General features: G+C 43.0%; 30 protein-coding genes, 1 tRNA gene and 1 pseudogene. 10 read left to right on the top strand and 22 right to left on the bottom strand.

What is annotated here, in order from left to right:
* Window positions 1–3 precede the first annotated feature (3 nt).
* A complete protein-coding gene (locus AR335_RS03440) occupies window positions 4–267 on the bottom strand; it encodes a DUF2533 family protein (RefSeq protein ID WP_062232021.1) in 264 nt (87 codons plus the stop codon).
* Between the two features lie 172 nt (window positions 268–439).
* Between AR335_RS03440 and AR335_RS03435 the strand changes: the two genes are divergently transcribed.
* Complete coding sequence (locus AR335_RS03435) at window positions 440–964, top strand: hypothetical protein (protein ID WP_062232019.1); 525 nt, start codon at window positions 440–442, stop codon at window positions 962–964.
* Here AR335_RS03435 and AR335_RS23520 read toward each other — a convergent pair.
* From AR335_RS23520 to AR335_RS03420, 4 genes are all read right to left on the bottom strand, one after another.
* A complete protein-coding gene (locus AR335_RS23520; RefSeq protein ID WP_156418830.1) occupies window positions 923–1,168 on the bottom strand; it encodes a hypothetical protein in 246 nt (81 codons plus the stop codon). The two genes, AR335_RS03435 and AR335_RS23520, sit on opposite strands and share 42 nt — an antisense overlap.
* A 32-nt stretch (window positions 1,169–1,200) precedes the next feature.
* On the bottom strand, window positions 1,201–4,884 hold the full coding sequence (locus tag AR335_RS03430) for a dynamin family protein (protein ID WP_062232016.1): 3,684 nt from the start codon (window positions 4,882–4,884) through the stop codon (window positions 1,201–1,203).
* Between the two features lie 110 nt (window positions 4,885–4,994).
* The gene (locus AR335_RS03425; protein ID WP_062232015.1) at window positions 4,995–5,546 is read right to left on the bottom strand and encodes a GNAT family N-acetyltransferase; all 552 of its coding nucleotides are present in this window, start codon (window positions 5,544–5,546) and stop codon (window positions 4,995–4,997) included.
* 93 nt (window positions 5,547–5,639) lie between these two features.
* Window positions 5,640–7,145, bottom strand: coding sequence for a DEAD/DEAH box helicase (locus AR335_RS03420; RefSeq protein WP_062232013.1), 1,506 nt, complete (start codon window positions 7,143–7,145; stop codon window positions 5,640–5,642).
* 394 nt (window positions 7,146–7,539) lie between these two features.
* Here AR335_RS03420 and AR335_RS03415 point away from each other — a divergent pair, with 394 nt between their 5' ends.
* Window positions 7,540–8,949, top strand: coding sequence for a Na+/H+ antiporter NhaC family protein (locus tag AR335_RS03415; protein ID WP_053354365.1), 1,410 nt, complete (start codon window positions 7,540–7,542; stop codon window positions 8,947–8,949).
* On the opposite strand, the gene AR335_RS03410 is transcribed toward AR335_RS03415, so the two are convergent.
* Window positions 8,946–9,581, bottom strand: coding sequence for a uracil-DNA glycosylase family protein (locus AR335_RS03410; protein WP_062232011.1), 636 nt, complete (start codon window positions 9,579–9,581; stop codon window positions 8,946–8,948). The genes AR335_RS03415 and AR335_RS03410 overlap by 4 nt on opposite strands.
* 77 nt (window positions 9,582–9,658) lie before the next feature.
* Window positions 9,659–10,486, bottom strand: a complete 828-nt coding sequence (asd, locus tag AR335_RS03405; RefSeq protein WP_062232009.1) for an archaetidylserine decarboxylase — start codon at window positions 10,484–10,486, stop codon at window positions 9,659–9,661.
* Between the two features lie 172 nt (window positions 10,487–10,658).
* Between asd and AR335_RS03400 the strand changes: the two genes are divergently transcribed.
* Window positions 10,659–10,946, top strand: coding sequence for a HesB/YadR/YfhF family protein (locus AR335_RS03400; RefSeq protein ID WP_053354368.1), 288 nt, complete (start codon window positions 10,659–10,661; stop codon window positions 10,944–10,946).
* A gap of 20 nt (window positions 10,947–10,966) precedes the next feature.
* On the opposite strand, the gene AR335_RS03395 is transcribed toward AR335_RS03400, so the two are convergent.
* From AR335_RS03395 to acnA, 7 genes are all read right to left on the bottom strand, one after another.
* Window positions 10,967–11,287 carry a hypothetical protein gene (locus AR335_RS03395; protein WP_062232007.1) on the bottom strand — a complete coding sequence of 107 codons (321 nt, stop codon included), beginning with the start codon at window positions 11,285–11,287 and terminating at the stop codon, window positions 10,967–10,969.
* A gap of 2 nt (window positions 11,288–11,289) precedes the next feature.
* Window positions 11,290–11,718 (bottom strand): acyl-CoA thioesterase, encoded by a 429-nt coding sequence (locus AR335_RS03390; protein WP_053354370.1) that lies wholly within the window; start codon window positions 11,716–11,718, stop codon window positions 11,290–11,292.
* A gap of 138 nt (window positions 11,719–11,856) precedes the next feature.
* The gene (gene tlp / locus AR335_RS03385; protein ID WP_062232005.1) at window positions 11,857–12,078 is read right to left on the bottom strand and encodes a small acid-soluble spore protein Tlp; all 222 of its coding nucleotides are present in this window, start codon (window positions 12,076–12,078) and stop codon (window positions 11,857–11,859) included.
* A 67-nt stretch (window positions 12,079–12,145) separates the two neighbouring features.
* Window positions 12,146–12,655 (bottom strand): hypothetical protein, encoded by a 510-nt coding sequence (locus AR335_RS03380; protein ID WP_062232003.1) that lies wholly within the window; start codon window positions 12,653–12,655, stop codon window positions 12,146–12,148.
* 161 nt (window positions 12,656–12,816) lie between these two features.
* Window positions 12,817–12,957, bottom strand: a complete 141-nt coding sequence (locus tag AR335_RS03375) for an acid-soluble spore protein N (protein ID WP_053354373.1) — start codon at window positions 12,955–12,957, stop codon at window positions 12,817–12,819.
* Between the two features lie 70 nt (window positions 12,958–13,027).
* Window positions 13,028–13,156 carry an FbpB family small basic protein gene (locus tag AR335_RS22895; protein WP_082316242.1) on the bottom strand — a complete coding sequence of 43 codons (129 nt, stop codon included), beginning with the start codon at window positions 13,154–13,156 and terminating at the stop codon, window positions 13,028–13,030.
* 112 nt (window positions 13,157–13,268) lie between these two features.
* Window positions 13,269–15,998, bottom strand: a complete 2,730-nt coding sequence (gene acnA, locus AR335_RS03370; RefSeq protein ID WP_062232001.1) for an aconitate hydratase AcnA — start codon at window positions 15,996–15,998, stop codon at window positions 13,269–13,271.
* Between the two features lie 268 nt (window positions 15,999–16,266).
* Here acnA and AR335_RS03365 point away from each other — a divergent pair, with 268 nt between their 5' ends.
* Window positions 16,267–16,458 carry a DUF378 domain-containing protein gene (locus tag AR335_RS03365; protein WP_053354375.1) on the top strand — a complete coding sequence of 64 codons (192 nt, stop codon included), beginning with the start codon at window positions 16,267–16,269 and terminating at the stop codon, window positions 16,456–16,458.
* Between the two features lie 89 nt (window positions 16,459–16,547).
* Window positions 16,548–16,724 (top strand): small acid-soluble spore protein O, encoded by a 177-nt coding sequence (gene sspO, locus AR335_RS03360; protein WP_062231999.1) that lies wholly within the window; start codon window positions 16,548–16,550, stop codon window positions 16,722–16,724.
* 1 nt (window position 16,725) lies between these two features.
* On the opposite strand, the gene AR335_RS03355 is transcribed toward sspO, so the two are convergent.
* Window positions 16,726–16,980, bottom strand: a complete 255-nt coding sequence (locus AR335_RS03355; protein ID WP_062231997.1) for a hypothetical protein — start codon at window positions 16,978–16,980, stop codon at window positions 16,726–16,728.
* A gap of 80 nt (window positions 16,981–17,060) precedes the next feature.
* On the opposite strand from AR335_RS03355, the gene AR335_RS03350 reads away from it, so the two are divergent.
* On the top strand, window positions 17,061–17,201 hold the full coding sequence (locus AR335_RS03350; protein ID WP_062231995.1) for a small acid-soluble spore protein P: 141 nt from the start codon (window positions 17,061–17,063) through the stop codon (window positions 17,199–17,201).
* Window positions 17,202–17,232: 31 nt separating this feature from the next.
* On the opposite strand, the gene selA is transcribed toward AR335_RS03350, so the two are convergent.
* Entirely contained in the window at window positions 17,233–18,618 is a 1,386-nt protein-coding gene (selA, locus tag AR335_RS03345; protein ID WP_062231992.1) for an L-seryl-tRNA(Sec) selenium transferase, read from the bottom strand.
* A gap of 94 nt (window positions 18,619–18,712) precedes the next feature.
* Here selA and selD point away from each other — a divergent pair, with 94 nt between their 5' ends.
* On the top strand, window positions 18,713–19,771 hold the full coding sequence (gene selD, locus AR335_RS03340; RefSeq protein ID WP_082683333.1) for a selenide, water dikinase SelD: 1,059 nt from the start codon (window positions 18,713–18,715) through the stop codon (window positions 19,769–19,771).
* Between the two features lie 28 nt (window positions 19,772–19,799).
* Here the strand turns inward: selD and selB are convergent, their stop codons facing one another.
* The gene (selB, locus tag AR335_RS03335) at window positions 19,800–21,698 is read right to left on the bottom strand and encodes a selenocysteine-specific translation elongation factor (protein ID WP_062231987.1); all 1,899 of its coding nucleotides are present in this window, start codon (window positions 21,696–21,698) and stop codon (window positions 19,800–19,802) included.
* Between the two features lie 135 nt (window positions 21,699–21,833).
* Here selB and AR335_RS03330 point away from each other — a divergent pair, with 135 nt between their 5' ends.
* Both AR335_RS03330 and AR335_RS23515 read left to right on the top strand, forming a co-directional pair.
* Entirely contained in the window at window positions 21,834–22,052 is a 219-nt protein-coding gene (locus AR335_RS03330; RefSeq protein WP_062231984.1) for a helix-turn-helix domain-containing protein, read from the top strand.
* Between the two features lie 259 nt (window positions 22,053–22,311).
* Window positions 22,312–22,408: transfer RNA gene (locus tag AR335_RS23515), tRNA-Sec, on the top strand.
* Between the two features lie 60 nt (window positions 22,409–22,468).
* On the opposite strand, the gene AR335_RS03325 is transcribed toward AR335_RS23515, so the two are convergent.
* Window positions 22,469–22,999, bottom strand: coding sequence for a type 1 glutamine amidotransferase domain-containing protein (locus AR335_RS03325; RefSeq protein ID WP_062231982.1), 531 nt, complete (start codon window positions 22,997–22,999; stop codon window positions 22,469–22,471).
* 485 nt (window positions 23,000–23,484) lie between these two features.
* Between AR335_RS03325 and AR335_RS03320 the strand changes: the two genes are divergently transcribed.
* On the top strand, window positions 23,485–23,910 hold the full coding sequence (locus tag AR335_RS03320; protein WP_062231980.1) for a DUF2621 domain-containing protein: 426 nt from the start codon (window positions 23,485–23,487) through the stop codon (window positions 23,908–23,910).
* A gap of 34 nt (window positions 23,911–23,944) precedes the next feature.
* On the opposite strand, the gene AR335_RS03315 is transcribed toward AR335_RS03320, so the two are convergent.
* From AR335_RS03315 to AR335_RS03300, 4 genes and pseudogenes are all read right to left on the bottom strand, one after another.
* The gene (locus tag AR335_RS03315; protein ID WP_091005558.1) at window positions 23,945–24,403 is read right to left on the bottom strand and encodes a CcdC family protein; all 459 of its coding nucleotides are present in this window, start codon (window positions 24,401–24,403) and stop codon (window positions 23,945–23,947) included.
* 90 nt (window positions 24,404–24,493) lie between these two features.
* Window positions 24,494–25,204, bottom strand: coding sequence for a cytochrome c biogenesis protein CcdA (locus AR335_RS03310; protein ID WP_062231978.1), 711 nt, complete (start codon window positions 25,202–25,204; stop codon window positions 24,494–24,496).
* 89 nt (window positions 25,205–25,293) lie between these two features.
* A pseudogene (locus AR335_RS03305) lies at window positions 25,294–25,488 on the bottom strand (ABC transporter ATP-binding protein); the annotation flags it as partial.
* A 16-nt stretch (window positions 25,489–25,504) separates the two neighbouring features.
* Entirely contained in the window at window positions 25,505–25,729 is a 225-nt protein-coding gene (locus AR335_RS03300; RefSeq protein ID WP_062231976.1) for a hypothetical protein, read from the bottom strand.
* Window positions 25,730–25,742 lie beyond the last annotated feature (13 nt).

Genomic DNA, 25,742 nt, shown 5'->3' with positions numbered 1-25,742 from the left:
CATTTAAGCCTGGTTTTTCTTGTGCGCATATTCCTTTACCATTTGTTCTGTGATCAATTTCCGCTGAGGAACAATCCCCTTTTGAGCGAGCTGGTTCATTTGTTTACTTACTTCATTAATCTCTTTCACACTGAAAGGAAGTCCTTTTCCGCATTGCTCAACCGCGATATCGATCAAATTTTCTCTTCTTTGTTCCAGCCTCAGAAATTCTGATACAATCGCATGCTGTCTGCTGGAATGTTTGCTGATCTCTTGATGTACACTCATTCCTTTTCCTCCTCAAACCTCATCTTTGGTTTAGTATACCATGTGATTGATCAACATTCGTTTTTCAAAACATTTTAAATAATTTATCATTTTACAACTGACTGAAAACATAATAAACTAGATTTTGCCGGCCGATTTCTAGAAAATTACATATTTAGGGAGGTTTTGTGATATGAAGAAATTTATGAGTATTGCCGCAGTACTTTTGCTTGTGCTGAGCGTAGGATGCAGCCAGGAAAAAGAAGCAAAAGGCCAGGAAAAACCAAAATCAGAAACTTCATCGGACAAAAACAAAGAAAAATCCGCAGTATTGGATTTTGAAGTTGAATTAGGAGCAAAACTGCGTGAATATCATGCGCCGTTCAATGCCTATGCAGCAGCTCTTGATCCTGAAAAGAAAACACCAAAAGCAGACCTTGAAAAATTAGCTGCAGCAGCCAAGGACTCTGGAGAGAAAGCAGCGAAAGAAATCCCTGAGCTGAAGGTTCCATCTTCCTTGACGAAAGAAGATCAAGATGTCTTCAAAACAGCTTTCAAAGACCTTAGCCAATCGTATAAGACAAGAGCTGAAGGCCTAGGAGATGAAGCGAAAACAGCAGAAGCTGACAAACAGTTCAGTTCTTTTGCCGAAAAAGTAAATACAATCCATAAAAAACTAGGATTGATCGAAGCAAGCTTTGTCAGTGAGATCCAATAAGAGCAAAAGGGGCTGTCCTGAAAGTCGAAAATTGACCTTCAGCAGCTCCTTTTTGGCTTGAAAATCTTCAATGAAAAGTTGATTGAAGTGGAAGGTGCGAGACTCCTGCGGGACTAGCGTGACAGGTGAGACTCCCGCAGGCGCTAGCGCCAAGAGGCTCACCGCACGCCCCGCGGAAAGCGAGCACCCTGGAACGGAAATCAACAGCTTACAGACTTCTTGGACAGCCCCTTTTTTTATAATTGATTCAGTTCCAGTAAGCTTTTCTTCATCGTTTCCAGAAGCCCAGGAGTTTCAAGCGCTTTAAGCAGTCCTTCATAATAAAGGACAGCTTCTTCTTTTCTACGGCTGATTTCGGATCGCGCTGAATCATTAAATGCTGAAAGATAATACATATAGAACACCCCTGCACTATCATCCACAAAAGTTTGAACTGGGTTTTCCATCATGGTGTACATCTTTTCCATGATGTTTTTCTTTCCCCCTTCTTCAAAGAAATGACGTGCGTTCTTAAATTCTTTAAGAATCGTTTGTTTTCCCTCGGCCTCGTGAAGCTTCGTTTCAATTTCAAGGCTCTTGAACTGAATTTCCTCTTTTTCCATGTGATACTCCGGACCATTAAACCTTTTTAATGCCTGATCCATTTCCACGTGCATCTCACTGAGCAAGTAAAGAATGTATTTCTCTACCCTGAGCATGGTTGCCCTCGATTCCTGCTGCAGATCAAATTGAATCCTCTGATGCAGTTCTTTCCAGCTTTCAGGCAAAGCGTTCTTTTGTTCTTTTACCGATCCTGTGATCACAGAGGAGTTGAATGCCTCATTAAAAAATTCGGTAAACCGAAGCATAACTCTTTGTTTTACATAAAACAGCAGCTCATTGATTTCTTTTTGAAGAAGCTCTTCTTTTTGCTGCAGAAAATAGCCTTCCATCGTTTGCAGCACGTTCGTGCATGTATTCTTAAGCTCTTGTGTTTTTCTTTCACGGTCCTTTTGACTGGAGGCTGCTTCGTCGATCAGCCGCTCCAGCATAAACTTGGATTGCTGGAATTGGTTAATCGCTGAATTCATCAGCACATCTGCAAGGTCTTCTTTTAAGAAGGACATAAAGGCGTTCATGAACGGCAGGAATCCTGTCCGCTGCAATAGTTCCTGCCCTTGTAACTCTTGGTATTTGCTTCCGAGCCGGTTTCGTTCCTCCTGAGACAGTTCACCCGTCGGTTTTTGTCCCAGCAATGAAAAATAGCTCGACATCGGATACAGCTTTGGATGTCTAATCCCGAACCGGCGCAAATTATCACCGACGTGTTCCACAACATCGATGAGCTCTTCACCATCCTTCGCCAGATCTGATGCATTGATCACGAAGAACATTTTATCCAGTTCAAAGGTGTCTTTGACACGTCCGAGCTGGATCAGAAACTCACGGTCAGCGGCTGAGAATGCATGGTTATAATAGGTTACATATAGTATGGCGTCTGATTTTTTTATAAATTCAAAAGCGACGTTCGTATGGCGGGCATTGATGGAGTCAGCTCCCGGTGTATCCACCAATGTCACCCCCATCTTTGTCAGCGCGCAATCATAATAGACCGATACACTTTCTGTAAAACATGCCTTTTCTTCATCGGCAACGAATGCCTTAAACTCTGCAGCAGTAATAGACATTTCGGTACCCATCCGCTTTTCTATGGCACTGAACCCTCTATGGACCGCCATTAAAAATTGAAGGTGTGGACGAAGCTTATCAGAGCTTTTTCGACTGTCAATCTGGCCCGCTGCCTGTATGGCTTCGAGAATATTTCCTGCCTTTTTTCCAAAATAAGAAAGTGACAGGTTGATCTCATCTAAAAGATCTTGTTCTTTTTTAAAATAAATGAGTGCTGTGCCGTGCTGATGCTCTTGATCAGGCGGAACAATCCTATTGATCGTGGCAGTCGTTGGATTCGGAGAAACGGGCAAGAGTTCTTCCCCGATCAGCGCATTGGCAAACGATGATTTTCCAGCAGAAAAAGCACCAAACAGCGAGACCGTAAAATCCCGGTTTAAAAGCCGTTCTGAAAAACGTTTCATATCATCAGAACGATTTTTCATCATCTCAAGCCTGGACAGGATGGTTGCTGCGGATTCTAGCTTTTCTGCTTCATCCTCAAGACGGGACGACTCCCCGGTCTTTGCGCGGTTCACTGCTGTTTCTCCAATAGGGACGTTATCCAGTATTTCGGTTTCTTCAGAAGGATTGGCGTTTTTCTTTAAGTCTTCAACGGTAAGTTTAGAAACCTCCTCCACTTGTGCTGCAAGGACGAGATCTGCTTCTTCCATAGCAACTGCATGGTTTTGTTCATTGTACAAGGCATCTAAAATCATGCTTTCTGTGGATATCCATTTTTGGCTCACTTCTTTTGTTTTTCGCAGTGCGGCTAAAATATTTTCCTGCTCTGAGATCAGCACCTTGTACTGTTGAATCTCTGCTTGCGCGTTTTTGTCTGTCTCAATAGTGATCTGATCAAGTTCCGGCCGGTAATGCGACATAAAAGTACGCTTGATATCTTCCACGACATCATTGCAGTATTGCAAAACATAATTGCCGTTTAATGAAGCTCCAGGCTTGATAAGAGCAGCCAGCCGGTCTGGACTCAGTACCGGCTCTTCTTTCATTACAACGGAATGTGCATGAAAGTAATCTTTAAGATGCCAGTTGATCTGTGTCTTTATGTTCTCCTGCACTGATTCATAAAAGGCATGAAGCCGTGCATTTCGTTCGGCTTCAGTTTTTTTAGAGGCGAACAGAACGCCTACTTTAAAACTATCCTGCCGGCTCTCAATGTAGTTCTTGGCAAGTTCTCTCGTCTGAAAGGGCATAAGGATAGCGTTGTCCAGGATGTCTTTAAACCGTTTCGCGGCATCCGCTTTCTTTTGTACCACATCTCTTTCCAACGTTTCAATTTTACCAAGAAAATGAACAGCTTTTTGTTCACTCGCGTTTTCTTCTTCTCCTTCAGCTGTTTCAAATGCTTCTCTATAGCGGTCTTCATCAAGGTCAAGACCAGTTTGTACCGTTTTTCTGATCAAGCGCTCAGTTTCGCTGAAGGCGTTTTCCTGAATCCATTCGTCCTTCGCCAAATAAAATTTTTGGAAGAGCGTTTTGATCTCCTGAAGCTGGTTCCCGGAATGGCTGTGATCCATGATGGTGGTAAAAAAGATCTCTTCCGGTTCAATGTCCCAGCTCTTGAATCCGCTCTTAATTTTGTTTGTAAATTCACGGAACGTGATCTCTTTTTCATTGTGTTTATCGATCTGATTCACGATCAGGTACAATTTCTTTCCCTGTTCTTTCAGCAGCCGGATAAAAGTAAAATTCAGCTGTGAAAGAACATGGTTATAATCCATGATATAAAATACGACATCTGCCATATGAAGGGCAGATTCTGTTGCAACCTTATGGGCATCATCCGTTGAATCAATGCCTGGTGTATCATAGATGGCGATTCGGTCGGGAAGAACAGTACGGTCCACATTGATTTCAATACTCTCGATCTCTTCGCCGTTCTTTGCCCATTTTTTTATCTCTGACACATCAATAGGTGGATCTACACTCACTATTCCTTTGTTTCTTAATAAGATTTTTGCTGAAGGTGTTCCATTTTGGACTTTCACCACATTTGCACTTGTTGGAATCGGGCTTGAGGGCAATATGTTTTCCCCGATGAGCTCATTGATCATGCTGGATTTACCGGCAGAAAAATGGCCGCAGAACGCGATGGCAAACTGCTGGGTTTTCACTTTTTCATACAAATCCAAGACCGCACCAGCCTCGCCCCCAGAACCGAGTTTTTTTAATTCACGGTAAGCTGCGGCAATGGATGAAGCCGCACTCTTTATTTGCTGTTCACTTTGTTCGGTGATTCCTGCTCTATTCATTGAACTCTCCACTTCTCCAATACCTTTAGTCCTCTTCACTTTACCATAATTATGTATGATTCTCTATGAATGAATCTATAAAAAGAAAACTGGGGCTGCCCAGTTTTTCGCTACTCGCTTTCTTTTTTAAGGAAACAGGCCATATACCATTCATCCTGCAGTTCTTGATTGATGATCACTTGTCCTTTTTGAACGCCTTCCACGGTAAAACCAGCTTTTTCATAAAGCCTGATGGCGATTTTGTTTTCTGAGAAGACAGTCAGCCAGATCTTATAAAGTCCGTTCTCCTTCCCCCATTGGATGGAATAGTCCATTACCTCTTTGCCTATCCCTAAACCCTGTCCTTTTGAATTAATCCACGTTCTAAACATCCCCGTATGTTTTTTCATCGTAAGTTCACCTTTAATGATACGGGCGATCCCGATCACAGTTCCCTGTTTTTCGATGGCGGTATACATATTTCCTTTCATCCGGCAGTCACTGATAAAATCTTCTTCCTCACTTTTTGTGCGGGGCCTCTCTTTTTGTAAAAATTCTCCTGCATCAACGATTTCCTTTACTGCATCAACGATCTGCCCGGCATCTTCCATAACAACAGGTCTCAAGGTTATTTTTTCACCGTTCTTGGCAATAAATGTATAGGTTGAACCGATTATTTCCATCGTTATCCCTCCTATAGCTAGTATGCCAAAATCGGTTCATTGAAACCAAAAAATAAAAAAGGAACCTGCTGATTCGCAGATTCCTTTCGTATGTTATCTTGCTTTTTTGTCTTCTCTCATGCGTTTTGGCGCACGGTATGACATGTCTCGGTTGCCGCCGCCTTGACGCTGTTTGTCACTGCGGTTGCCTCCGTTTCTTCTCTTGTCTCTTGATTCGTTGCTGCTGCCGCGCTGAGGGCGCCGGCGGTCTCCGAATCGGTTGTCCCGGCGTTTTTTCACCGAAAGTGGCGGTTCGAATGTCAATTCGATCGGAGTGCTATCCGGCTCTTTAGTCAACAGTTTTAATGCTGCAGACAACAGGGATACGGAATCATGCTCTTCAAGCATTTCCATCGCTGTTTGTTTGTAGATTTGGATATCTCCGTCTTCAATCACGTTAAGAAGCTTATCAAGCGCCATGCGCTGCTGGCCTTCAATCGCCTCGTTAAGTGAAGGAACAGGACGTTTCACCATTTTACGCTTCGTGATTTTTTCAATCGTATAGAGGTGATCGATCTCACGAGGAGTGATGAACGTAACCGCATATCCTGTTCTTCCCGCACGTCCTGTACGTCCGATACGGTGAACATAGCTTTCAGGATCCTGTGGAATGTCAAAGTTATATACGTGAGAAACACCGCTGATGTCTAATCCGCGAGCTGCAACGTCAGTAGCGACCAGTACTTCAATCGTGTTGTTCTTAAACGCGCGAAGAACCATGTCACGTTTCGATTGCGGAAGGTCACCATGGATCCCTTCAGCAGAATAGCCTCTCTTGTTCAATGCTTCAGCCAATTCATCAACACGGCGCTTCGTACGGCCGAAAACGATGGCAAGCTCTGGAGATTGAATATCAAGCAATCGGGTAAGAGCATCAAACTTTTGTTTTTCTTTAACTTCTACATACTCTTGTTCAATGCTTTTAACCGTCATCTCACTTGCTTTCACACGAATGACAAGAACATCTTTCATGAAACGCTCAGCGAGCTTTTGAATCTGTTTTGGCATTGTAGCAGAGAAGAGCATCGTATGGCGCTCAGTCGGGACATTTTCAAGGATTGTTTCAATGTCTTCGATAAAGCCCATGTTCAGCATTTCATCTGCTTCATCAAGAACAACAGTATGAACGTCTTCAAGCTTTAATGTTTTTCTGTTGATATGGTCGATCACTCGACCTGGTGTACCCACAATAATATGCGGATTGTTTTTTAGTGCTTTGATCTGTCTGACGATCGATTGTCCACCATAGATCGGAAGGGTTTTAATCCCCTTAAATTGGCCAATCTTGTTTAGTTCTTCACCAACCTGAACTGCGAGTTCACGTGTTGGAGCAAGAACGATTCCTTGAATTTTACGGGCTTTTACGTCGATCTTTTCGATCAACGGAATACCGAAAGCAGCGGTTTTTCCTGTTCCTGTTTGAGCCTGTCCGATAAGATCCGTTCCATTAAGAGCGGTTGGAATCGTATCACGCTGAATCGGCGTAGCTTCTTCAAAACCCATATTGTTAATTGATTTTAGCAATTCGGGACTTAAACCTAATTCACTGAATGTTGTCAATGTGTAACTGTCTCCTTTTTCGTCAAAACCATTTCCTTATACTTCCAAGTAAATCTCCTGAAATCATCTTTTACAATCTTAAAAATCACTGGTTTAGTGTTCAATATAAAGATTATTAAACAAAGTAGGCCTTAAAAAAAGGCACATATTTAGATATAATATGCCCCTATACAGAAGTATATATAAACAGTTTTGCTTTACAATTTATTATCGAACATAACCTTAACATGACAGAAGAAATAATGCAACCTCTACATGCTGCAAACAGATCTTGCGGCATACATAATAGTGTATGCCGGTAAGGCTTTGTTGGCGATTCATGAACGATCAAGAATAATTTCCCTTGAGCATCACATGATAATGATTAGTCAATCCAGATGAATCGGGGGGCATTATGAATCAAACTTGGCTGTCCATCATACCTTTTCTTGTTGTCATTCCCATAGCGGTTAAAACGAGGCAAGTTCTGCCGGGCTTATTTATCGGCTTTCTGGCGGGCTGCTACCTGTTGGAGCCTTCCCTCATCGGCGGTCTCAAAAAAATGATCACTTTTGTCATTGAGGGTTTAACCGATAAAAGCAACCTGAAAATCCTGTTGTTTCTTTATGCTTTTTCAGGACTGGTCGGCATCATTAAACTTTCAGGCGGTATTCGCGGTTTCGTAGAAGCAGCCTCTTCAAGGATTCAGACAAAAAAAGGAGCGTTGTTCTTAACTTACGTTTCTACGATCGGCACATTCAGCGCACCCAGCTTCCGGTTCGTAACCATTGCTCCGATCATGAGGTCATTGATGAAAAAAGTAAAAATGTCTACCCAGGAATTGGGGTTTGTCATCGAAACTACAGCGACGCCGATCATTGTACTCATCCCGATCGCGACCGCTTTTGTAGGCTATATGACTTCCATCGTTGATATGGCTTTAGAGAATGAAAAGATAAAAGGCGATGCCTATTCCCTCTTTATCCAAAGCATTCCCTATAATTTTTTTTCAATTGTTATGATCATCCTTGGCATTTATTTAAGCTTTTTCCACCATTCCAGCTCACAGCCCATGAGCAGCAATGAGTCCATCGAAACTGAGGAAGATGACTGGCATAACTGTGATCCTGCGGTGTCAAAAGATCTTCCCGTCAAGCCGTGGAACTTGCTCATTCCGTTGATTATTGCCGTTTCTCTCACGTTATTCCTCACTTGGTGGGACGGGAGCAAAAAAAGTGAAGGATTTTTTAACGCCTTCATTAAAGCGGATGTACTAGATGCCATGGTGATGGCTCTTATCATCACCATATTGTTTTCGTTCGTCTACTACCGATTTCAAGGTGTGAAAACGGGGCCCCTGATGGAGGGCTTCATTGCCGGCGGAAATGAGCTGATGTCTGTTATCGTACTGCTTACCGTCGTCTGGGGCTTGTCCTCCGTGACCGACAAGCTGGGATTCTCGCGGTTTATTACCGACCATTCAGGATGGATTCCTTCCGCATTCGTTACTCCTGCTCTATTCGTTTTCGGTGCAGCAGTGTCATATTTTATTGGTTCAGCCTGGGGAACATGGGGCATTCTGATGCCGCTCGGGATCTCCATGTCCCAAGCTGCCGGCATCTCCCTTCCTCTTGTGATCGGAGCAGTATTCGCGAGTGGAACGTTCGGAGCCTTTGCATCACCGCTCAGCGATGATACGAACACGATCGCCCGGATATTGAATCTTCCAGTCATTGACTATGCGAAATACAAACTGAAGCCCGCGCTTATTGCTGCAGGAATTACTGCCGTCCTGTATGGTGTAAGCATGCTTTTCTTTTTTTAAATGTAACCCACGGCCTCAGTAACCTCGGCTATCTGTGCACTATACCGATCCTTTGACCAGGAATTATAGGAAGGATGTGGGACATCGCTGACAACTTTCCAGTTGGAAGACTGGACATCAGCAAGCCGGAACTGTTTCTGTGCAAACCGTCCGCACGGGACGATGACCAAAGGCTGATAGACAAGTTCGGTTAACCTTTGGTTAAAATCCTGCTGCATGATTTCCTGGAAAGCATTCCATGTTTCGTCCCTGTACACATCTTTATCATTCCCCACACGGACTTTTTCCGCAGCACTCACAAATTCAGGGTGGCTATCACACCATTTGCTATCTGGAATCGCTGCGCTCTGCAGCGGAAACGGGCAAACATTCAAGATGCCAAGATGGCAATAAGGTTTCTTATCGCTATTTTCTTTCAGCAGCAATCCAAAGGGGAGGCTTTGTTTCCCTTCAAATAAAACTTTGCTTACCGACCTCCCTGAAGAACCGGCCAACGGTATATGATGTTTGATTTCCTCGCGATGCGGGGACTCCAGGATAAACAGAATTCGTACATGAGGTGATATGATGTCGGACACTGAAAAATCCGCCTTCGCCTGCTGAAATAATTGTTCAATTGTTAAGAAGCTCATGAACTTTTCCTTCCTTTCTTCTTTTACTTTTTCGCTGCTAAAGCCACTGTTTTAAAAGGATGCAAAAAAGCCCGTAATTAACGGGCTTTAATCTTTCCTATTCTTTGGCCCATTTTAACAGTTGAACCGGCTTTGACAGATGGATCGAGCTCCATTTTTCCGTTTTGAAAGATTAAGATGACGGTCGAACCGAATTCAAAATGGCCGATTTCTTCCCCTTTTTTATATCGTTCAGAGGGATGCTCTGTTTTTAGCACCTTTTTTCTTGCCCGTTTATACGGCTCGCTGTATGCCACTTGCACACTTCCGACGATGAATGCTCCGACCTTCACGATGGCGATCTCCCCTGCTTTTGTGTCAGCATAGGTGACGAGTCTTTCATTTTTCGTAAAGAGCCCTTTGACATGATTAAGGCCGATATCGTTGACAGGAAACAGACGCCCCGGTATATACGTGCTCGAAGTTATTTTTCCGTCAAGCGGCATATGGATGCGGTGATAATCTTTTGGACTTAAATAGATCGTAACAAAGCTTCCTTCTTCAAAGTCCTCTTTCGCCTCACCCAATAAAGAATGCACCGAATAATCGATTCCTTTCGCCTGGATGATCGTCCCCTTTTGAATTCGTCCAAACTGAGATACCACTCCGTCAACCGGAGAAATGATCGAGTCAGCCGAATTATCAATCGGGCGCGCATTGATCTTTAATTTTCTTGAAAAAAATTCAGTAAGGTGCTTATAGTCCTGTATTGGTTTTTCAATTTCTGATAAGTTAATGTCATACATTTTGGCATATGGTTTAACATACCATTTGCTCATTTTTGTTCTTCCCAAGGAACCGGCAATACGGGAGATCCCATTTTGCGGAAGCATGGAAATAAAAACCTTTGCTACTCTATGTTTCACACTATTGTCCCCTTATATGTTACCTGTATTTCTGTCCGGTATGTATCGATATTATTATAACATGTTTCATTTAAAACAAAATTCTTTATTTGATGAGAGGCTTCAGCTATAGTAGCAAAGATGAGGAATGGAATGTTACAATCAGGCTCTCAAGGAGGTTTTACTTACTACTATGAAGATGAACATTACGGACTCTGCTGTTGCATGGTATAAGAACGAAATGGAAATAAAAACCGGAGATTTTGTGCGTTTTTTTGTGAGGCTTGGCGGCTGCAGTACAGTCCAGAGCGGCTTTTCACTGGGAGTTGCAAAAGAACAGCCGAAAGAAGCAGGTTCTGAAGTTCAGAAGGATGGAATTACATTCTACGTTGAACGAGATGACATGTGGTATTTCGATGATCATAACCTGAACATCGACGTGGATGAAGACGGTCAAACGATCGATTTTCAGTATGAATAAACAAATGAGAGGAATCGTGATTACCGATTCCTCTTTTCTGTCTTTTTTATCAGCCTTTCTACCTGATCCATTTTGTTTTCTGCCCGAAGAATTGCTGTTTGCCTGTGCCCCATCAGATCGAAGTGGGGATAGCCATGGCGGTGATGGATCCATTCTTTCTTTAGGCCATACTTCTTACCCCATTCTTCTAAGGCTATCAGATCTGAACAGCCAACCTTCGTGACCGTTTTCATATCAGGAAAGCGGGGATCATACCAAAAATGAGTAATAAAAGCAATTTTGCCGCTGGCCGCTCGTTTCTTCCAATCGTTCAGCTCTTGTCTTGCTAAACCGAATGCCATGATTATCCCTGCTTTTGTTTTTTCTGTGCTTCATAAGCCTGATGCCAATCCGGAAAAACTTTCTTAATTGAAATGGGACGAAATGAATCTTTTTTGACACAAACATGTGTCGAATTCCCAGTCACACACAGCTCATCTTTGGAATTTCTGATTTCATAACCGTATTTTACCTTCAGCCCTGTATATTCATCCACCCATGTGAAAATCTTGGCCTGATCGCCATATGTTAGAGGCTTCTTATAATTGGCATGGATCTCAGTGACTGGAGATAAAATTCCATCCTTCTCCATCTGTGCATAGCTGAATCCGAGATCTTCAATAAATGCCGTCCGGCCAATCTCAAACCAAACTAAGTAATTGGCATGATAGACGACACCCATTTGATCTGTTTCTGCATACCTTACGTCCACTTTTGCTTCTGAAACTAACATGTTCTGTCATCACCTGTCTTATATTTTCCTTTATCCGCCATTCCAATAAAGTGTAACACAGTGAAGGTGCACGGCTGAAGCAATATGCAAAAAACCCCCTATCGCAACGAATGTTACAGCAGGGGGCGGTTCTTTTATCTATTGGTTATTGCGGTAAGATTGCTCATCTTCAATCTCGCTCTGAAACGATTGAATGCTTTCTTCTCTTCTCTCGTTCTTGTTCTTGATCTGTTCTTTTTGCTGGGAAGTCATATCTGTATTCTGAACAGATTCATTTGCTTCCTGAATGTTTTGCTGCGTATTTTCTACCATCTGCTGCAGCCTTTCAACATTATTGCTTCTGTCGTCTGGTTTAACCATCGGGATTTTCCCTCCTCTAAATTTGAATCAAACATAGTTTGTATCAAAGAGGAAAAAATATTCCGGGCTAATTTCTGTTCATAATGACTGGCGAATGATATTCGATGCTGAGATCGCATAATTCTTTAAAAGCGTTCCAGCAATCCACCACTTCCTTGTCCTCCAGGTTCTGCATGGTAATACCGAGCCAATTAAGCTCTTCCGCAAGCCTGACTGAGGAACCGATCCAAATTTTTTTATTTTTCACCGTTATGAAGAATGGCTCTTCAAACCGGAACGGGAGATAGAACCCTTCCACATTCGGATGCATGATAATGTGCTGATAGACCGTGCCTTTTGTTAATTTTGCATAAAGCAAAAGAACACCGTCGCTTTTAGCGGCAGCTTTTTTAAGTTTATTTATGATTGAGTCAGGCCCAATCTCAACCGATCCTATTTCATTTCCCCAATTTAATTCTTCACGAAAAGGAACAAGATGACCGAGACGCTGCATCTGTAATTCAAGCTCCCGATATAAAACGTCCTGATCTTCCTTCTTGGTTGAGACAGGCAATGGTTTCACTTCTGCAGTTATCAACCGTACCCCTCCTATTTCTCATCTACTACATACTTCGCTAAATATGTTGATTTATATGGTGGTAGTGAACAAAACAAGAAGGAAATGCCAGAGTTTTCATTCGGAAAATGTCAAAAAAGAGGTTCTATCGCTGACGTGCAGCAATAGAACCTCTTTTTTATTCAGCCTTTTGTGGGCACATAATCAGGATGTTCATTGCCTTTGTTGGCCATTTGTTTTCCCTTATTGCCTTTTCCTTCTCTTGGCTGTGTCCCCAGATGGCTGGGTACAAAGGATTGCGGATGTCTTTTCGGGTTGCTCATATATATCTGCCTCCTTCATTACATAATATTTACTCAAAATAAAAAAAGAAACAGGAACTTCCTGTCTCCATTAGGCTTTTTTTGTATGCTTTTCTTCAAGTTTCTTCTCAATTCGTTCCATGGCTTCCTGATCGCCCAGCAGTTCCCTCTTGTTTTCTCTGACCAGGTCCTTAAACGAGATGTGTCTGTTCTTCCTCAAAATCATCACTCCATCATCCATATTCTGTTACTGTTATGGACAGGAAAAAATGTTATTATTCAAATTTCAGAAAAATAAAAAAGCCCTCCCAAAGGAGAGCTTCAATATTCATTTAGTTTTGAGGCTGTTTGTTGGAAATTTTGTTGCGAAGAACCATTGGAAGAATTCCTCCATGGCGGTAGTAGTCAATCTCTACTTCACTGTCGAAGCGTGCGATGACTTCAAACTCAATTTTTGATCCTTCTTCAGTCACGGCCGTAACCTTAATTACGTCACGCGGCTTTACATTCTCGTCAACTTGTACAGTAAAGGATTCCTTGCCTGTAAGACCGAACGTTTCTGCAGTTTCGCCTTCTTTGAATTGAAGAGGAAGCACACCCATCAACACGAGGTTGCTGCGGTGGATCCGTTCAAAACTTTCAGCAAGAACCGTTTGGATACCAAGAAGGTTTGTACCTTTTGCTGCCCAGTCACGAGAACTTCCCATTCCGTAATCTTTCCCGGCGATGACCATTAAGCCTGTGTTGTTTTCTTTATATTTCATTGCAGCTTTATAAATGCTCATTACTTCATTTTTCGGCCAGTATGTTGTCCAGCCGCCTTCTGTTCCAGGTGCGATCTGGTTGCGGATACGAATGTTGGCGAACGTTCCGCGCATCATCACTTCATGGTTACCGCGGCGTGAACCATAAGAGTTAAACTCGCGAGGCTCTACACCGTTTCTGATCAAATATTTTCCTGCTGGAGAATCTTTAGCGATTGCACCTGCTGGAGAAATGTGGTCAGTTGTAACTGAATCACCGAACTTCGCGATCAGGCGAAGATCTTTCAGCGGCTGAATTTCTTTCAAGTCAGCAGAAAGTTCTTCAAAGAACGGCGGGTTTTGAATGTAGGTTGAGTTTGCATCCCAGCTGTAAAGCTTTTCAGCACTTGTTTTTAATGCGTTCCAGCGAGCGTTCTCATCAAAAACACTTTCGTATTCTTTTTTGAACACTTCCGGTGTAACCGCTTGGTTCATCGCTTCTTTAATCTCAGCAGAAGACGGCCAGATATCTTTGAAATAAACATCGTTGCCTTCACTGTCTTTGCCAAATGAATCATTTTGAAGATCGATGTTTACCGTTCCCGCAAGCGCGTATGCCACAACAAGCGGAGGAGAAGCGAGATAGTTCGCTTTTACCAGCGGATGGATTCGTCCTTCAAAGTTACGGTTTCCTGAAAGTACAGAGGTAACCGTAAGATCATTTTTAGCGATGCCTTGTTCTACCTCAAGAGATAGTGGGCCGGAGTTACCGATACAAGTCGTACATCCGTATCCGACAAGGTTAAAGCCTAATTGGTCAAGGTAAGACATAAGTCCTGCTTTTTCTAAATATCCTGTAACAACTTTTGATCCAGGAGCAAGAGATGTTTTCACATAAGCTGGAACTTTAAGTCCTTTTTCAATGGCTTTTTTTGCAAGAAGCCCGGCACCAAGCATTACATATGGGTTAGATGTGTTTGTACAGCTTGTGATCGCAGCGATAGCAACTGCTCCCGTTTTCAAGACAGATGTTTCTCCGCTCGGATGCTTCACTTTAACTTCCTTGTTGATCTCTTCGTCTGTTAAACCGAATCCTGCGTTGCCTTGAGGAGAAACAAGCGCTTTATTAAAAGCTTCTTTCATCTTAGACAGCGGAATCAAGTCTTGAGGGCGTTTAGGACCGGAAAGATTGGATTCAATTTGTGTTAAATCGATTTCAACTACGTCAGTGAAGATCGGATCTTCAGCTCCCGGTGTGTAGAATAAGCCATTTGCTTTGCTGTATTCTTCAACAAGGGTGATCTGCTCTTCACTTCTTCCAGTAAGCCGAAGATAGTTTAGCGCTTCTTGGTCTACAGGGAAGAATCCGCAAGTCGCGCCATACTCAGGCGCCATGTTGGAGATCGTGGCACGGTCTGCCAACGGCATTTCCGCAAGCCCAGGTCCAAAGAATTCAACAAACTTGCCGACTACTTTCTTTTCGCGCAGAACTTGTGTCACTTTTAACGCAAGGTCAGTTGCGGTTGCACCGTCAGGAAGTTCACCGACAAGCTTCACGCCGATTACTTCAGGTACTGGGAAATAAGATGGCTGTCCAAGCATTCCAGCTTCGGCTTCAATTCCGCCGACACCCCATCCTAATACACCAAGACCATTGATCATTGTTGTGTGGGAGTCCGTTCCAACAAGTGAATCAGGGAAAGCTTCAAGTTCCCCTTCTACTTCGTGGCTTTGCACGACAGAAGCAAGATACTCAAGGTTTACCTGATGGACAATTCCTGTAGCAGGCGGCACCGCACGATAGTTATCGAACGCGGACTGAGCCCAGCTTAACAGCTTATAGCGCTCTTCGTTTCGTTCAAATTCAAGGTTCATGTTTACATTTAAAGAATCAGCTGTTCCATATTTATCAACCTGTACAGAGTGGTCAACTACAAGGTCAACCGGAATGTCAGGGTTAATTTGAGCAGGGTCTCCACCCATATCTTTCATGGCTTTTCTAAGAGAAGCCAAGTCAACGACAGCAGGCACACCTGTAAAATCCTGCAGGATTACACGTGACGGCTTGAAAGGAACATCGATATTCTTAAGTTCTGGAGTTCCCCATTTCGCTAGGTTCTCAATATGTTCTTTTAGAATTACTCTGCCGTCATGCTGCCTTAAAACGGATTCAAGCAAAATTTTAACGGAGTACGGCAATTTGGAAACGTTGCCCACACCCGCTTCTTCGAGTGCATTCAGTCGATAGTAGTTGTACGTTTTTCCATTTGCGCTAAATGATGAACGCGCTTTAAAAATGTCATTTTGTTGTTTAGTCATAACTCCACTCTCCTCCTTCAAACCAATCATACACCAAACAAGAGAAAAATTGTCGAAAAGTTGCACATATACTGCAAAATTCTCTCTTTACTCATTCTACAATTTCCTTCCCTTACCTATCATACGAAAGTGCTTTCAATAAGTAAATAACAGATATGTTATTAAACAATATAAGAAAATCTTATGTTCGTTTCCATTCACCAAAGATTTGCGTTTTCGTATGATATAGAGACTTAAATAACTCTCTTGGGAAAGGAGCTGAGGGCACATGGCTATTCTAAAACAACTTGCTACACTTCTTGCAATTATCGGAGCACTGAACTGGGGTCTGATTGGTTTATTTGATTTTAACGTAGTTACCGCAATTTTTGGAAGCGGTTCCGCATTAACGCAAATCATTTATGTATTGGTTGGCTTAAGCGGTCTCTGGCTGCTTGTCGATTGGTTCAGGAAAAAATAGCCTGTTCTTTTATAAAAAGCACTCCAGAATTAGGGAGTGCTTTTTTTCTTTGTTCTGCACACACTAAAGGAACAAGGGGGGTGGATCTTATGGCAAAAGCAAAAGGGAAAGCGAATCATATCCGTCCGGGAATGAATGCAGCTAAAGCTCAAGGCGGCGGCGCAGGATATGAGACGGAATTTGGCAACGAACAGCTTCACGCTTCCAACGAACCTTTGACAGAGGCACAGAAACAGAACAATAAAAAGACAAAAAAACGAAAATAAATCAGCTGTTATATTGTGAAATAAATCCTTGGAGCTCTGAACGGTACTGCTCGAGCTGCTGTCTTTGAGTTTCAGAGGACACTTCGAGTGCATTATCGATCTGCTGCAGTGCTTCTTCTGCTTCTTTTTTCAGTTCTTTTACCCTTCTGCCATAATCGGCAGCTTGGGTTTGAATGAGCTGATTTGCAGAAACTGCCTGAGAATATCCTTTTTCTGCATCTTGAAAAGCCTGTTGTTTATCTTTGTGATACGGCATTGTTCTTTCTCCTTTGTTTGATGTCATAATGTCTTTACTATGCCAAAACAAGGAATAATTTATTCAATACGGAGGGTCTTATGACAGAGCATAATAGGTTTGATGATATTCGCAAAAATGCCCCAAAAGGTCAAAATCCAGGACAGCCTGAACCGCTGAGCGGATCAAAAAAAGTGAAAAACAGAAACCACACCCGCCAGAAGCACGGCGGAAAAATGTAATTCCTCTAAAAGCCAACCTAAGCGTTGGCTTTTAGTTTAGGTTTAAGAACGTTTGAATCAGAGCCTTTTCATCCGTTTCATCCAAAGTCCTCGGATCGATGACACATTTATTGTTTCTTACCGTTACGATCACAGGAACTCTCTGCTTTCTTAACTTCTCCGCAAGCTCAGAAGGTGACAGATTACGATCCGTTACTTCTATTATATAAGCAGGCAATAGCACATCCGGCATCGTTCCGCCTCCCGGCATGGAAAACCCTTTTTTCACCGTACAATTGAACGTGCCTTCCAGCTTTCTTGCAATCCTTTCGGCCTGTGTCTGGATTTCCTCCTGTGTTCTCAGCATGTCCCGGATAACAGGAATCTCTTTCGCCTTCTCATCATTATGATAAGCGAGCAAAGTGGCTTCCAGAGCAGCAAGTGTAAGTTTATCTACACGAAGCACCCTCGCAAGCTGATGGTTTTTTAATACGGTTATTAATTCCTTCTTTCCTGCGATAATCCCCGCTTGAGGGCCGCCAAGCAATTTATCCCCGGAAAAAGAGATCAGGTCAATTCCTGCCTGAACGGCTGGCTTTATCTCCGGTTCGTCTCCGATCTTATACCGCGAGAACGGAAAGAGCGATCCGCTCCCCATATCCTCATATAAAATAAGTCCCGGATTTTTTTCTTTCAATTTCAGCAGTTCGATTGCAGGAATACTTTTTGTAAAGCCACTCATTTTGAAATTGCTGCTATGGACTTTCATAATCATAGCCGTTTCACTTGTGATCGCTCGTTCATAATCTGCCATATGCGTTTTATTAGTCGTGCCCACTTCAATCAGGCGGGCACCGCTTTCTTCCATGAGGGATGACACTCGAAAGGAGCCGCCAATCTCCACAAGCTCTCCCCGCGAAACGATAACTTCTTTCTCTTTCGCTAAAACATTCAGGATAAAATAAACGGCTGCGGCATTATTGTTTACCACCAATGCCGCTTCACTGCCAGTGATGGATGTGATCTGCTTCTCAATAACCTCATTCCGAGATCCTCTCGATCCCTCTTCAAGATTGTATTCAAGGTTCGTATAGGAAGACGCAGCCTCGGCCACCCTTTCTGCGGCAGCTCTGCTCAGCCTTGCCCTCCCTAGATTCGTATGTAAAACAACACCTGTTGCATTGATTACTTTCTTCAACAAATAGGGACCTTCTTCGTAAAGCCTGCGGCTGACTGCTTCACATACCCGGGATAGTAGTTCTGTATTTTCGGCTTTTCCATTATAGCTGCCCTTCAGTATGGCTTCCCGGAGATTACTGATTTCTTCCTGAACCCATCGTGTAATTATTTCTGCCGGAACTTCCAATTTCTCCGCCTGCCAATCTTTGGCCTGCAGAACAGCATTCACAGCAGGCAATCTCCTCAACTTTTCCTTCACGTTCCTGCTCCTTTCTTCTTTCTCTTTTTTTTAATTGTACTTTTTCGCACTTCGCCTCAAAAATGTTTATACTACATTTAAGGAGGTGGAATTCATGACAAGCCAGGATAAAATCCGTTTGACCCAGTTTTCAACCAAAGGCGGCTGAGGCTGCAAAATCGGTCCCGAGGACCTGGCACAAGTTTTGTGCCATTTACCAGAAAGAGAAGCTGACTCTAACTTGATCGTCGGCCTGGAAACTTCTGATGATGCAGGAGTATACAAACTGAGTGAAGAAGTTGCCATGATTCAAACCGTAGATTTCTTTACACCCATTGTAGATGATCCGTATATGTTCGGACAAATTGCTGCAGCCAATGCTTTAAGCGATGTATATGCGATGGGCGGCACCCCAAAAACCGTCTTAAATATTGTCGGTTTTCCGCTAAAAAAATTGGGCCATGAAGTATTAGCAGAGATTCTAAAAGGCGCGGCCGACAAAGTGCAAGAGGCTGGTGCTCTTATCGTTGGAGGACATTCCATCGATGATCAGGAGCCAAAATTCGGCTTATCTGTTACAGGCTTTGCCCACCCGGCGCAGATCTACAAAAATGTAGGATTAAAGCCCGGCGATGCTCTTATACTTACAAAACCGATCGGAATCGGCATTCAGACGACCGCCATCAAGCAGAACCGTTTGAATGAGGGGCAAGTCCGGTATGTTTCGAAGATCATGGCCTCATTGAACAAAACCGCGGCAGAATGCCTTGCTAACTATCAGCCTAATGCTGTGACCGATGTGACCGGATTTGGTTTGCTGGGACACGCCAGTGAGATGGCTAAAGGCAGTGAATCAGTTTCGGTCGCTCTCTCTTATTCCAGAACACCGGTCGTCGAAGGAACAGAAGCACTTGCCATGCAGGGAGTCGTCCCAGGCGGCACGAAAGCGAACCATCAATGGATTGAAGATTTGATCAGGTATGATGAGTCGCTGACAGAAACACAGCAATGGATATTATGTGATGCTGTTACGTCCGGCGGATTATTAGTCAGTCTGCCGGAGAACCAGGCCGATGCATATCTTAGAGATCTGCATAGCGCAGGATTAAAGCAAGCAGCAAAGATCGGCAGTGTTACCGAACGAAAAGAAAGATTGATCATCATTGAACCTTAAAAAAACTCCGATTACTGCGGAGTTTTTTTCATGCCTTATTCCATCTTCTATGATCACCTGCACGTTCTGTATATCCCAGCTGATCCAGTAATTCAAGAAACGGAATAAGAAATTTCCTGGATACCTTCAATGCCGTTTTTGCTTCCTGTATGGAAAAGGACGGTGCACAGTTCTCCTTTAATGTCTTCATATGCAAATTCAGGGCTTTGCTGTGGATCAGCCTGTCTCCCCCTGCTTGTACAGCCTGGCCTGTGCGTCGCAAATAGGATAAGATGTCCAGTCGCATTCCTTTCGGCAGTCCAGCCTGTTCGTAAAGCTGATCAAAAGGATCTGACTCAATTCCCTGCTGAAACAGCCTTTGCTCCAACTGTCGGTAACGCACTTTCCATTGGTTTGGAATCTCCGGCTGAAAATTGCTTTGTGCGATCAGATTCTGATTTTGCCGCAATGCAGCTTCATGGAGCAGTTCTTTTAAAACATATTCAATCAACAAGGCAGGATATCCTTTGAGCCGCTGTAGAAGTTCGGCTTTATCCAACCCTTCCCGCAAAGGATATAGCTGATGAAAGCGAGCTGCTTCTTCTACGATCCTGTTTTTTATCTCCGAAACGCTCTCTGACAGTGCATAATGTTCTGAAGAAACCTCAACGATGTGCTTTTCAGCCAGTAAACGCTGTAGATGGCCAGACAGAACGGCAGGGATGCCCGTCAATTTTGCCATCTCATCCACGTGCAGCAAATGATGTGATTGCAGGTGACGGATGATCCATTCTTCTGGAGCACCCTCTTTTTTCTCCTTCAGGAATGCAACAGTCTCCTCTCCAAACCGGTATTTCCCACCATTTGGATCGATCACTTCTCCGCCGCCGATCGTTTCTTCAGGAGAAGGACGCCTCAAAATGAACCGGTCACCCCGCTTGGCTATGACCGGGTGGACTAACCGAACCTGACAATAAGCAGCTCCCGCTTTTTCAGTAGATTCGTTTCTGTCAAAGAATACGATCTTACCCATGATTTCTGTAGTTCCTATGTAAAATTTGATGAGCTGGCGCTGCTTGATCTTCTTATGATTCTTGGTTAACAGCAGCATGATGTCCAATGTATCCGTAACTTGATACTCTCCTGGAGAAAAAAGAACATGCCCTCTTTTAACATCCTCATGCTTGATCCCCGTGACATTCAGGGCGGCCCTTTGTCCCGCCAGGGCATAATCCACTTGTCTGTTGTGTATCTGCAGCTGCCTTACTTTTACTATATCTCCGCCCGGCTCCATTTGCAGTGTGTCACCGACAGAGGCGGAACCTTCTAAAATCGTTCCTCTTACAACCGTTCCTTGTCCTGCTACAGTAAACGAATGGTCGATCGGCAGCCGAAATGGACCGCAGACATTTTTAGCGGTTACGTTTTCCGCCATGCCGAGGAGTTCCAACTTCAGTTCTTCCAACCCTGTTCCTGAAAAGCTGTCGACAAAATGAACAGAATGGTTAAGGAACGAGAAGCTCTTCATCATCTCTTCGATCTCTTCGAGGAGCAATGACTTCCATTCTTCATTAACCTTATCTGCCTTGGAAACTGCACAAACTAGATCCGTGATTCCCAGAAATTGAAGAATTTCAAGATGCTCAACGGTTTGCGGCATAATTCCTTCATCTGCTGCAATCACAAGGATGACCATATCAATTCCTGCTGAGCCAGCAATCATCTGGCGGATGAACCGTTCATGCCCAGGAACATCAATGATAACTGATTGGATTCCATCACCGAGGTAAAAATGAGCGATCCCGGGTTCAATTGTAATGCCTCGCTCTTTTTCCTCTTTTAACGTATCAGTATCCACGCCGCTCAACGCCTTCGTCAGTGCTGTTTTCCCATGGTCAATATGGCCGGCAATTCCAATCGTAATATGCTTTGCTCCGATCGCAGACACCTCCCTGTATTTTCTCTTTTCTTATTATATCGTACCATTTTATTTGCAGACAGGCTTCTGCGGGAAGCTTTATTCGGGTGAAACTATCTATTCCATTGCGATTGTGTTATACTATTTAAAAAGTGAGGTGGCGTTTTGAACGTTTATAAACCTAAAAAAAGCAATCTGAAATCTTTAATTGCTGATAAGAACATGAAGATCCAAGCTCTTTCAAAAAAAACCAATATCTCTGTTGACCAGTTAAACGATTACCAGTCTAAAAAAATAATGAGTCTAAGCAATGCTATGACCATCGCAAAAGAATTAGATTGCCAGATTGAAGAACTTTATGACTGGAAGAAAGTAAAAGAGTGAAACTTTCACTCTTTTTTTCCTGTTTGTTTGTTACTCAGAGCTGAAGCAATACTTTATTACGAATTAGGGAGAGAACCAACCTGAAAAATAATCTGTTTGCCGCCGGTGAATCCGTAAAAATTAAAGCTACCGATGAAATGGTCACTGTTTTACGATGCAAGTTTATTAAGAACATGAAACGCTATTCTTACATTGTGAAAGAAAATCCTTCAACATTCTACTTTGAAGAAGAACTTGTTAAGAAATAACTTCCTTCCACGGGGCCAGAAGTGCAGCTGGTGCTCGCCTGGGTCTTCAACACCTCTTGGGAGGCGCGTGCCGTCTCCGGTGGGTTCGATTCCCACATGGTCCCGCCATTGATAATGAATGAACCAAATATAAAAGAAGACGGCAGATGCCGCCTTCTTTTTTTATTGTTAGTTATACTCACCGGCCAGTACATCAGCAAATGCTTTCACATATGGGGGCAGGTCTGGCGGACGGCGGCTTGAGACCAGGTGGCCATCAACGACTACTGCCTCATCCAGCCACACTGCTCCGGCATTCTCCATATCATCCTTTATCCCGGGTGTGCTCGTTACATTTTTACCCTGAAGCATTTTTGCAGAGATCAGGACCCATCCGGCATGGCAAATTTGACCGATTGGCTTTTTATGAGTTTCCATATGCTGAACGATTTCTATAACCTTTGAAAAACGTCTCAGTTTGTCGGGTGCCCACCCGCCTGGAACGAGTAAAGCATCATAATCTGAGGGATCAATCTCGTCAAATGAATAATCCGATTCCGCAGGTACTCCGTATTTTCCTTTATAGGTTTCTCCCGCTTTCTCCCCGGCAAGATCGACTTGAGCTCCTTCTTCCCGCAAGCGCAGAATAGGATACCATAATTCCAGATCTTCAAACTCATGATGTACAAGACTCAATACCTTTTTGTCCGCTAACCGCATGTAAGGCACCTCCAAAATAATAGATTACTCTCTGTCCGATAATGTAACGTGAGTCTCAAGGTGAAGTCAAGCCATCCCGCTTGCTGCCATGATCATTATTTCCCAGCATCCATAAACGGTAGGGAGGTATACTTCTTTTTCCAGCAGGTTATCCCAGCGTTTATGCACACATGAATATTTATGCAGGCTTAGTTATCCCAGGTTTATCCACAATTTAAATTATTTACAGTTATCCACAACGAGACCTGTTATAGTGTTAATAACTTTCTGTACCAATGAATAAACTGTTATAGTTTCATTTTCGAACTGTTATAATCCTTTGGAGGATGTCATTTTTTGTCGTATAAATTATTTCCCGTAATCGATCTTTCCCTCCCCTCTTCACACACTTCCAGATGTTTATTGATTTCGTCCTGTTTCTCAAGATATAATTGTTAGAGAATACATAATAAGGTTGAAGAAACCTATTGATCGGGGTGGACAGCATGTCTGCAGGTTTTTTTCTATTCATTGCAGCCTGGACAATATTTTTAATCTCAATGTTTGCGATCGGCGGTTATTTTATGTTTCGAAAGTTTTTGAAACGGCTTCCGAAAGAAGACGGAAAATCAATCTTGGACTGGCAGGATTACTATATCCAGGAGACGATCCATTTATGGACTCCGCAGCAAAAGGCCTTTTTGGAGGAACTCGTCACACCTGTTCCCGAACTTTTCCGTGATGTTGCCCGTGAAAAGATTGCAGGAAAAATCGGCGAGCTTGCCATACAGGAAAAAGCATCTGTGATGACGCAGGATCTTATAGTACGGGGATACATTATCGCTACACCGAAAAGAGATCATAAATGGCTTATCAAAAAGTTAAACGAAAAGCACATTGACCTCTCTCCCTATAAGAGCCTTTTAGGATAAAAAAACTCGATCACCATTTGGTGATCGAGTTTTTTTATGATTTCAGCACTTTTTGATATCCGAAATACATCGCCACTCTCCAGGGGAGAATCATCCCAAACGCCACGATAAAAAACAGACCGCTCGTTTCTGTATAGGAGATCTGATGGCCAAGGTACGTCTTCATCGCCATTCGTATGAGGAAAAGAGCAATCAAAATCGCTACAAAAGCTTTTGAGCGGATAAGATATACCTCCCCTCCCCTCTTTTCAAACTTGCTTGTTTTTATAAGAAATATTGAAAAGAGACAGCCAACCAGGAACGCCTCCCCTGCCTCCCACCAGGTAACTCGGAACTCAGGAAATGCAAACATGAGAAACCCGGTGGACATGAAAAAAGGAGGAAGTATAATCTTTTTAAGTGAGGCAGGTTTTTTCGTAGCCTTCAAACGTACAAAAATAACGGTGACAGCCATGACGGCTGCCAGTATACTGCTTGCAATAAAAAACAAAATCTTTTCCTTCTTTCTTATTCAGATGGCTCAAAAAATTGTTGTTGTTTTTAAAATAAGATCGTTGCTGCTTCTTTCCAGGAGTGATCCTTCTTAAAATCCTTGAAAGCCGCCAAAAACGCGATTTACGAGAAACGAAGTGAACTTGGTCATCCAGTCAAAGTATAACATGACCCCCATAGCGACCATAAGAAAACCGCCAGATTTCATTATTTGTACATTATACCTCTTTATGCTGCTTAGTTTATCCAAAAAGAAACTTAAAAAGAAAAAAGGAACCGCAAAACCAAGAACATAAAAAGCCATATACAGCATGCCCGCTCCTGGATTGGACACAGCCAGAGCGATCACTGCACCTAGAATCGGGCCTGTACAAGGTGTCCATCCTGCAGAAAAACCGATTCCAATCAAGATGGAGCCCATGTATCCCGCAGGCCTGTTTCTGAAAGCCAGCTTTCTGTCTTTCATTAAAAACGCCGGCTTCAATAAGCCTAAAATGATCAAGCCAAAGATGACAATGATAATCGCTCCGAACTGGCGAAGAAAATCTTTGTATTCAACAAAGATATTGCCGATGAATGAAGACGATAACCCTAGGACGATAAAAACGATCGAAAAACCGAGCAAAAAATAAGCCGTATGCAGCATGGCTTGTTTTCTTTTCATTCCCTTTTCTTCTTTGATCTCCCTGACTGAAATTCCTGTGATATAAGAAAGGAAAGCCGGATAAAGCGGCAGGCAGCACGGGGAGATAAAAGACAGTAAACCAGCTCCAAAAGCCAGCCATATATTCAAGTCTGCCATCAAGTCTACTCCTCTTTATGTAATACTTTTAGTTTATAGATTTAAGACCGCTAGTTCAATGAAAATGAAGAAAAATTCCTCAGGGAGGATCATCTGGCATCATAGAAGAGCTTTCCTTTTTGCTGAAGGGAATACATTTTGTGATATAAGCCTCGTGCTTCCACCAGTTCTTGATGAGTTCCTCTTTCCACAATCTCTCCCTGATGAAGAACAAGAATCAGATCAGCATCTTGAATAGTGGACAGACGGTGAGCGATTGCGATCGTCGTTCTACCTGCCCTCATTTTCTTTAATATGTAACTAAGATATATTCTCCGACAACTCTTCCTCTAAATCCACTTTAACACCAAATATTTCAGCTGCAGCTGAATCATTTCCTGGAGCATGAATTACCATCTCAACCTTGTACAGATTCTCATTGTCAGTTAAGTATTCTCCCTGCGATGGGACAGTTTGAAATTCGTAATATCCAGCATCTCCATGGTCTTCGCCTTTAGAGTATAAATGCAAATAAATTTTTATCATAGAGTTTCTCCAT

It is taken from the genome of Fictibacillus sp. FJAT-27399, from assembly GCF_001510655.1.
Taxonomy (GTDB): Bacteria; Bacillota; Bacilli; order Bacillales; family Fictibacillaceae; genus Fictibacillus_C; species Fictibacillus_C marinisediminis.
The sequence above is the reverse complement of the archived record's forward strand: the minus strand, read 5'-3'. Positions and strand labels throughout refer to the sequence as shown.

What these genes read in the sequence shown, in the direction of transcription:
- AR335_RS03440 (WP_062232021.1), bottom strand. Translation starts at nt 267, where the DNA reads ATGAGTGTACATCAAGAGATCAGCAAACATTCCAGCAGACAGCATGCG.
- AR335_RS03435 (WP_062232019.1), top strand. Translation starts at nt 440, where the DNA reads ATGAAGAAATTTATGAGTATTGCCGCAGTACTTTTGCTTGTGCTGAGC.
- AR335_RS03430 (WP_062232016.1), bottom strand. Translation starts at nt 4,884, where the DNA reads ATGAATAGAGCAGGAATCACCGAACAAAGTGAACAGCAAATAAAGAGT.
- AR335_RS03425 (WP_062232015.1), bottom strand. Translation starts at nt 5,546, where the DNA reads ATGGAAATAATCGGTTCAACCTATACATTTATTGCCAAGAACGGTGAA.
- AR335_RS03415 (WP_053354365.1), top strand. Translation starts at nt 7,540, where the DNA reads ATGAATCAAACTTGGCTGTCCATCATACCTTTTCTTGTTGTCATTCCC.
- AR335_RS03410 (WP_062232011.1), bottom strand. Translation starts at nt 9,581, where the DNA reads ATGAGCTTCTTAACAATTGAACAATTATTTCAGCAGGCGAAGGCGGAT.
- AR335_RS03400 (WP_053354368.1), top strand. Translation starts at nt 10,659, where the DNA reads ATGAAGATGAACATTACGGACTCTGCTGTTGCATGGTATAAGAACGAA.
- AR335_RS03395 (WP_062232007.1), bottom strand. Translation starts at nt 11,287, where the DNA reads ATGGCATTCGGTTTAGCAAGACAAGAGCTGAACGATTGGAAGAAACGA.
- AR335_RS03390 (WP_053354370.1), bottom strand. Translation starts at nt 11,718, where the DNA reads ATGTTAGTTTCAGAAGCAAAAGTGGACGTAAGGTATGCAGAAACAGAT.
- tlp (WP_062232005.1), bottom strand. Translation starts at nt 12,078, where the DNA reads ATGGTTAAACCAGACGACAGAAGCAATAATGTTGAAAGGCTGCAGCAG.
- AR335_RS03375 (WP_053354373.1), bottom strand. Translation starts at nt 12,957, where the DNA reads ATGAGCAACCCGAAAAGACATCCGCAATCCTTTGTACCCAGCCATCTG.
- acnA (WP_062232001.1), bottom strand. Translation starts at nt 15,998, where the DNA reads ATGACTAAACAACAAAATGACATTTTTAAAGCGCGTTCATCATTTAGC.
- AR335_RS03365 (WP_053354375.1), top strand. Translation starts at nt 16,267, where the DNA reads ATGGCTATTCTAAAACAACTTGCTACACTTCTTGCAATTATCGGAGCA.
- sspO (WP_062231999.1), top strand. Translation starts at nt 16,548, where the DNA reads ATGGCAAAAGCAAAAGGGAAAGCGAATCATATCCGTCCGGGAATGAAT.
- AR335_RS03355 (WP_062231997.1), bottom strand. Translation starts at nt 16,980, where the DNA reads ATGCCGTATCACAAAGATAAACAACAGGCTTTTCAAGATGCAGAAAAA.
- AR335_RS03350 (WP_062231995.1), top strand. Translation starts at nt 17,061, where the DNA reads ATGACAGAGCATAATAGGTTTGATGATATTCGCAAAAATGCCCCAAAA.
- AR335_RS03325 (WP_062231982.1), bottom strand. Translation starts at nt 22,999, where the DNA reads ATGCGGTTAGCGGACAAAAAGGTATTGAGTCTTGTACATCATGAGTTT.
- AR335_RS03320 (WP_062231980.1), top strand. Translation starts at nt 23,485, where the DNA reads ATGTCTGCAGGTTTTTTTCTATTCATTGCAGCCTGGACAATATTTTTA.
- AR335_RS03310 (WP_062231978.1), bottom strand. Translation starts at nt 25,204, where the DNA reads ATGGCAGACTTGAATATATGGCTGGCTTTTGGAGCTGGTTTACTGTCT.
- AR335_RS03300 (WP_062231976.1), bottom strand. Translation starts at nt 25,729, where the DNA reads ATGATAAAAATTTATTTGCATTTATACTCTAAAGGCGAAGACCATGGA.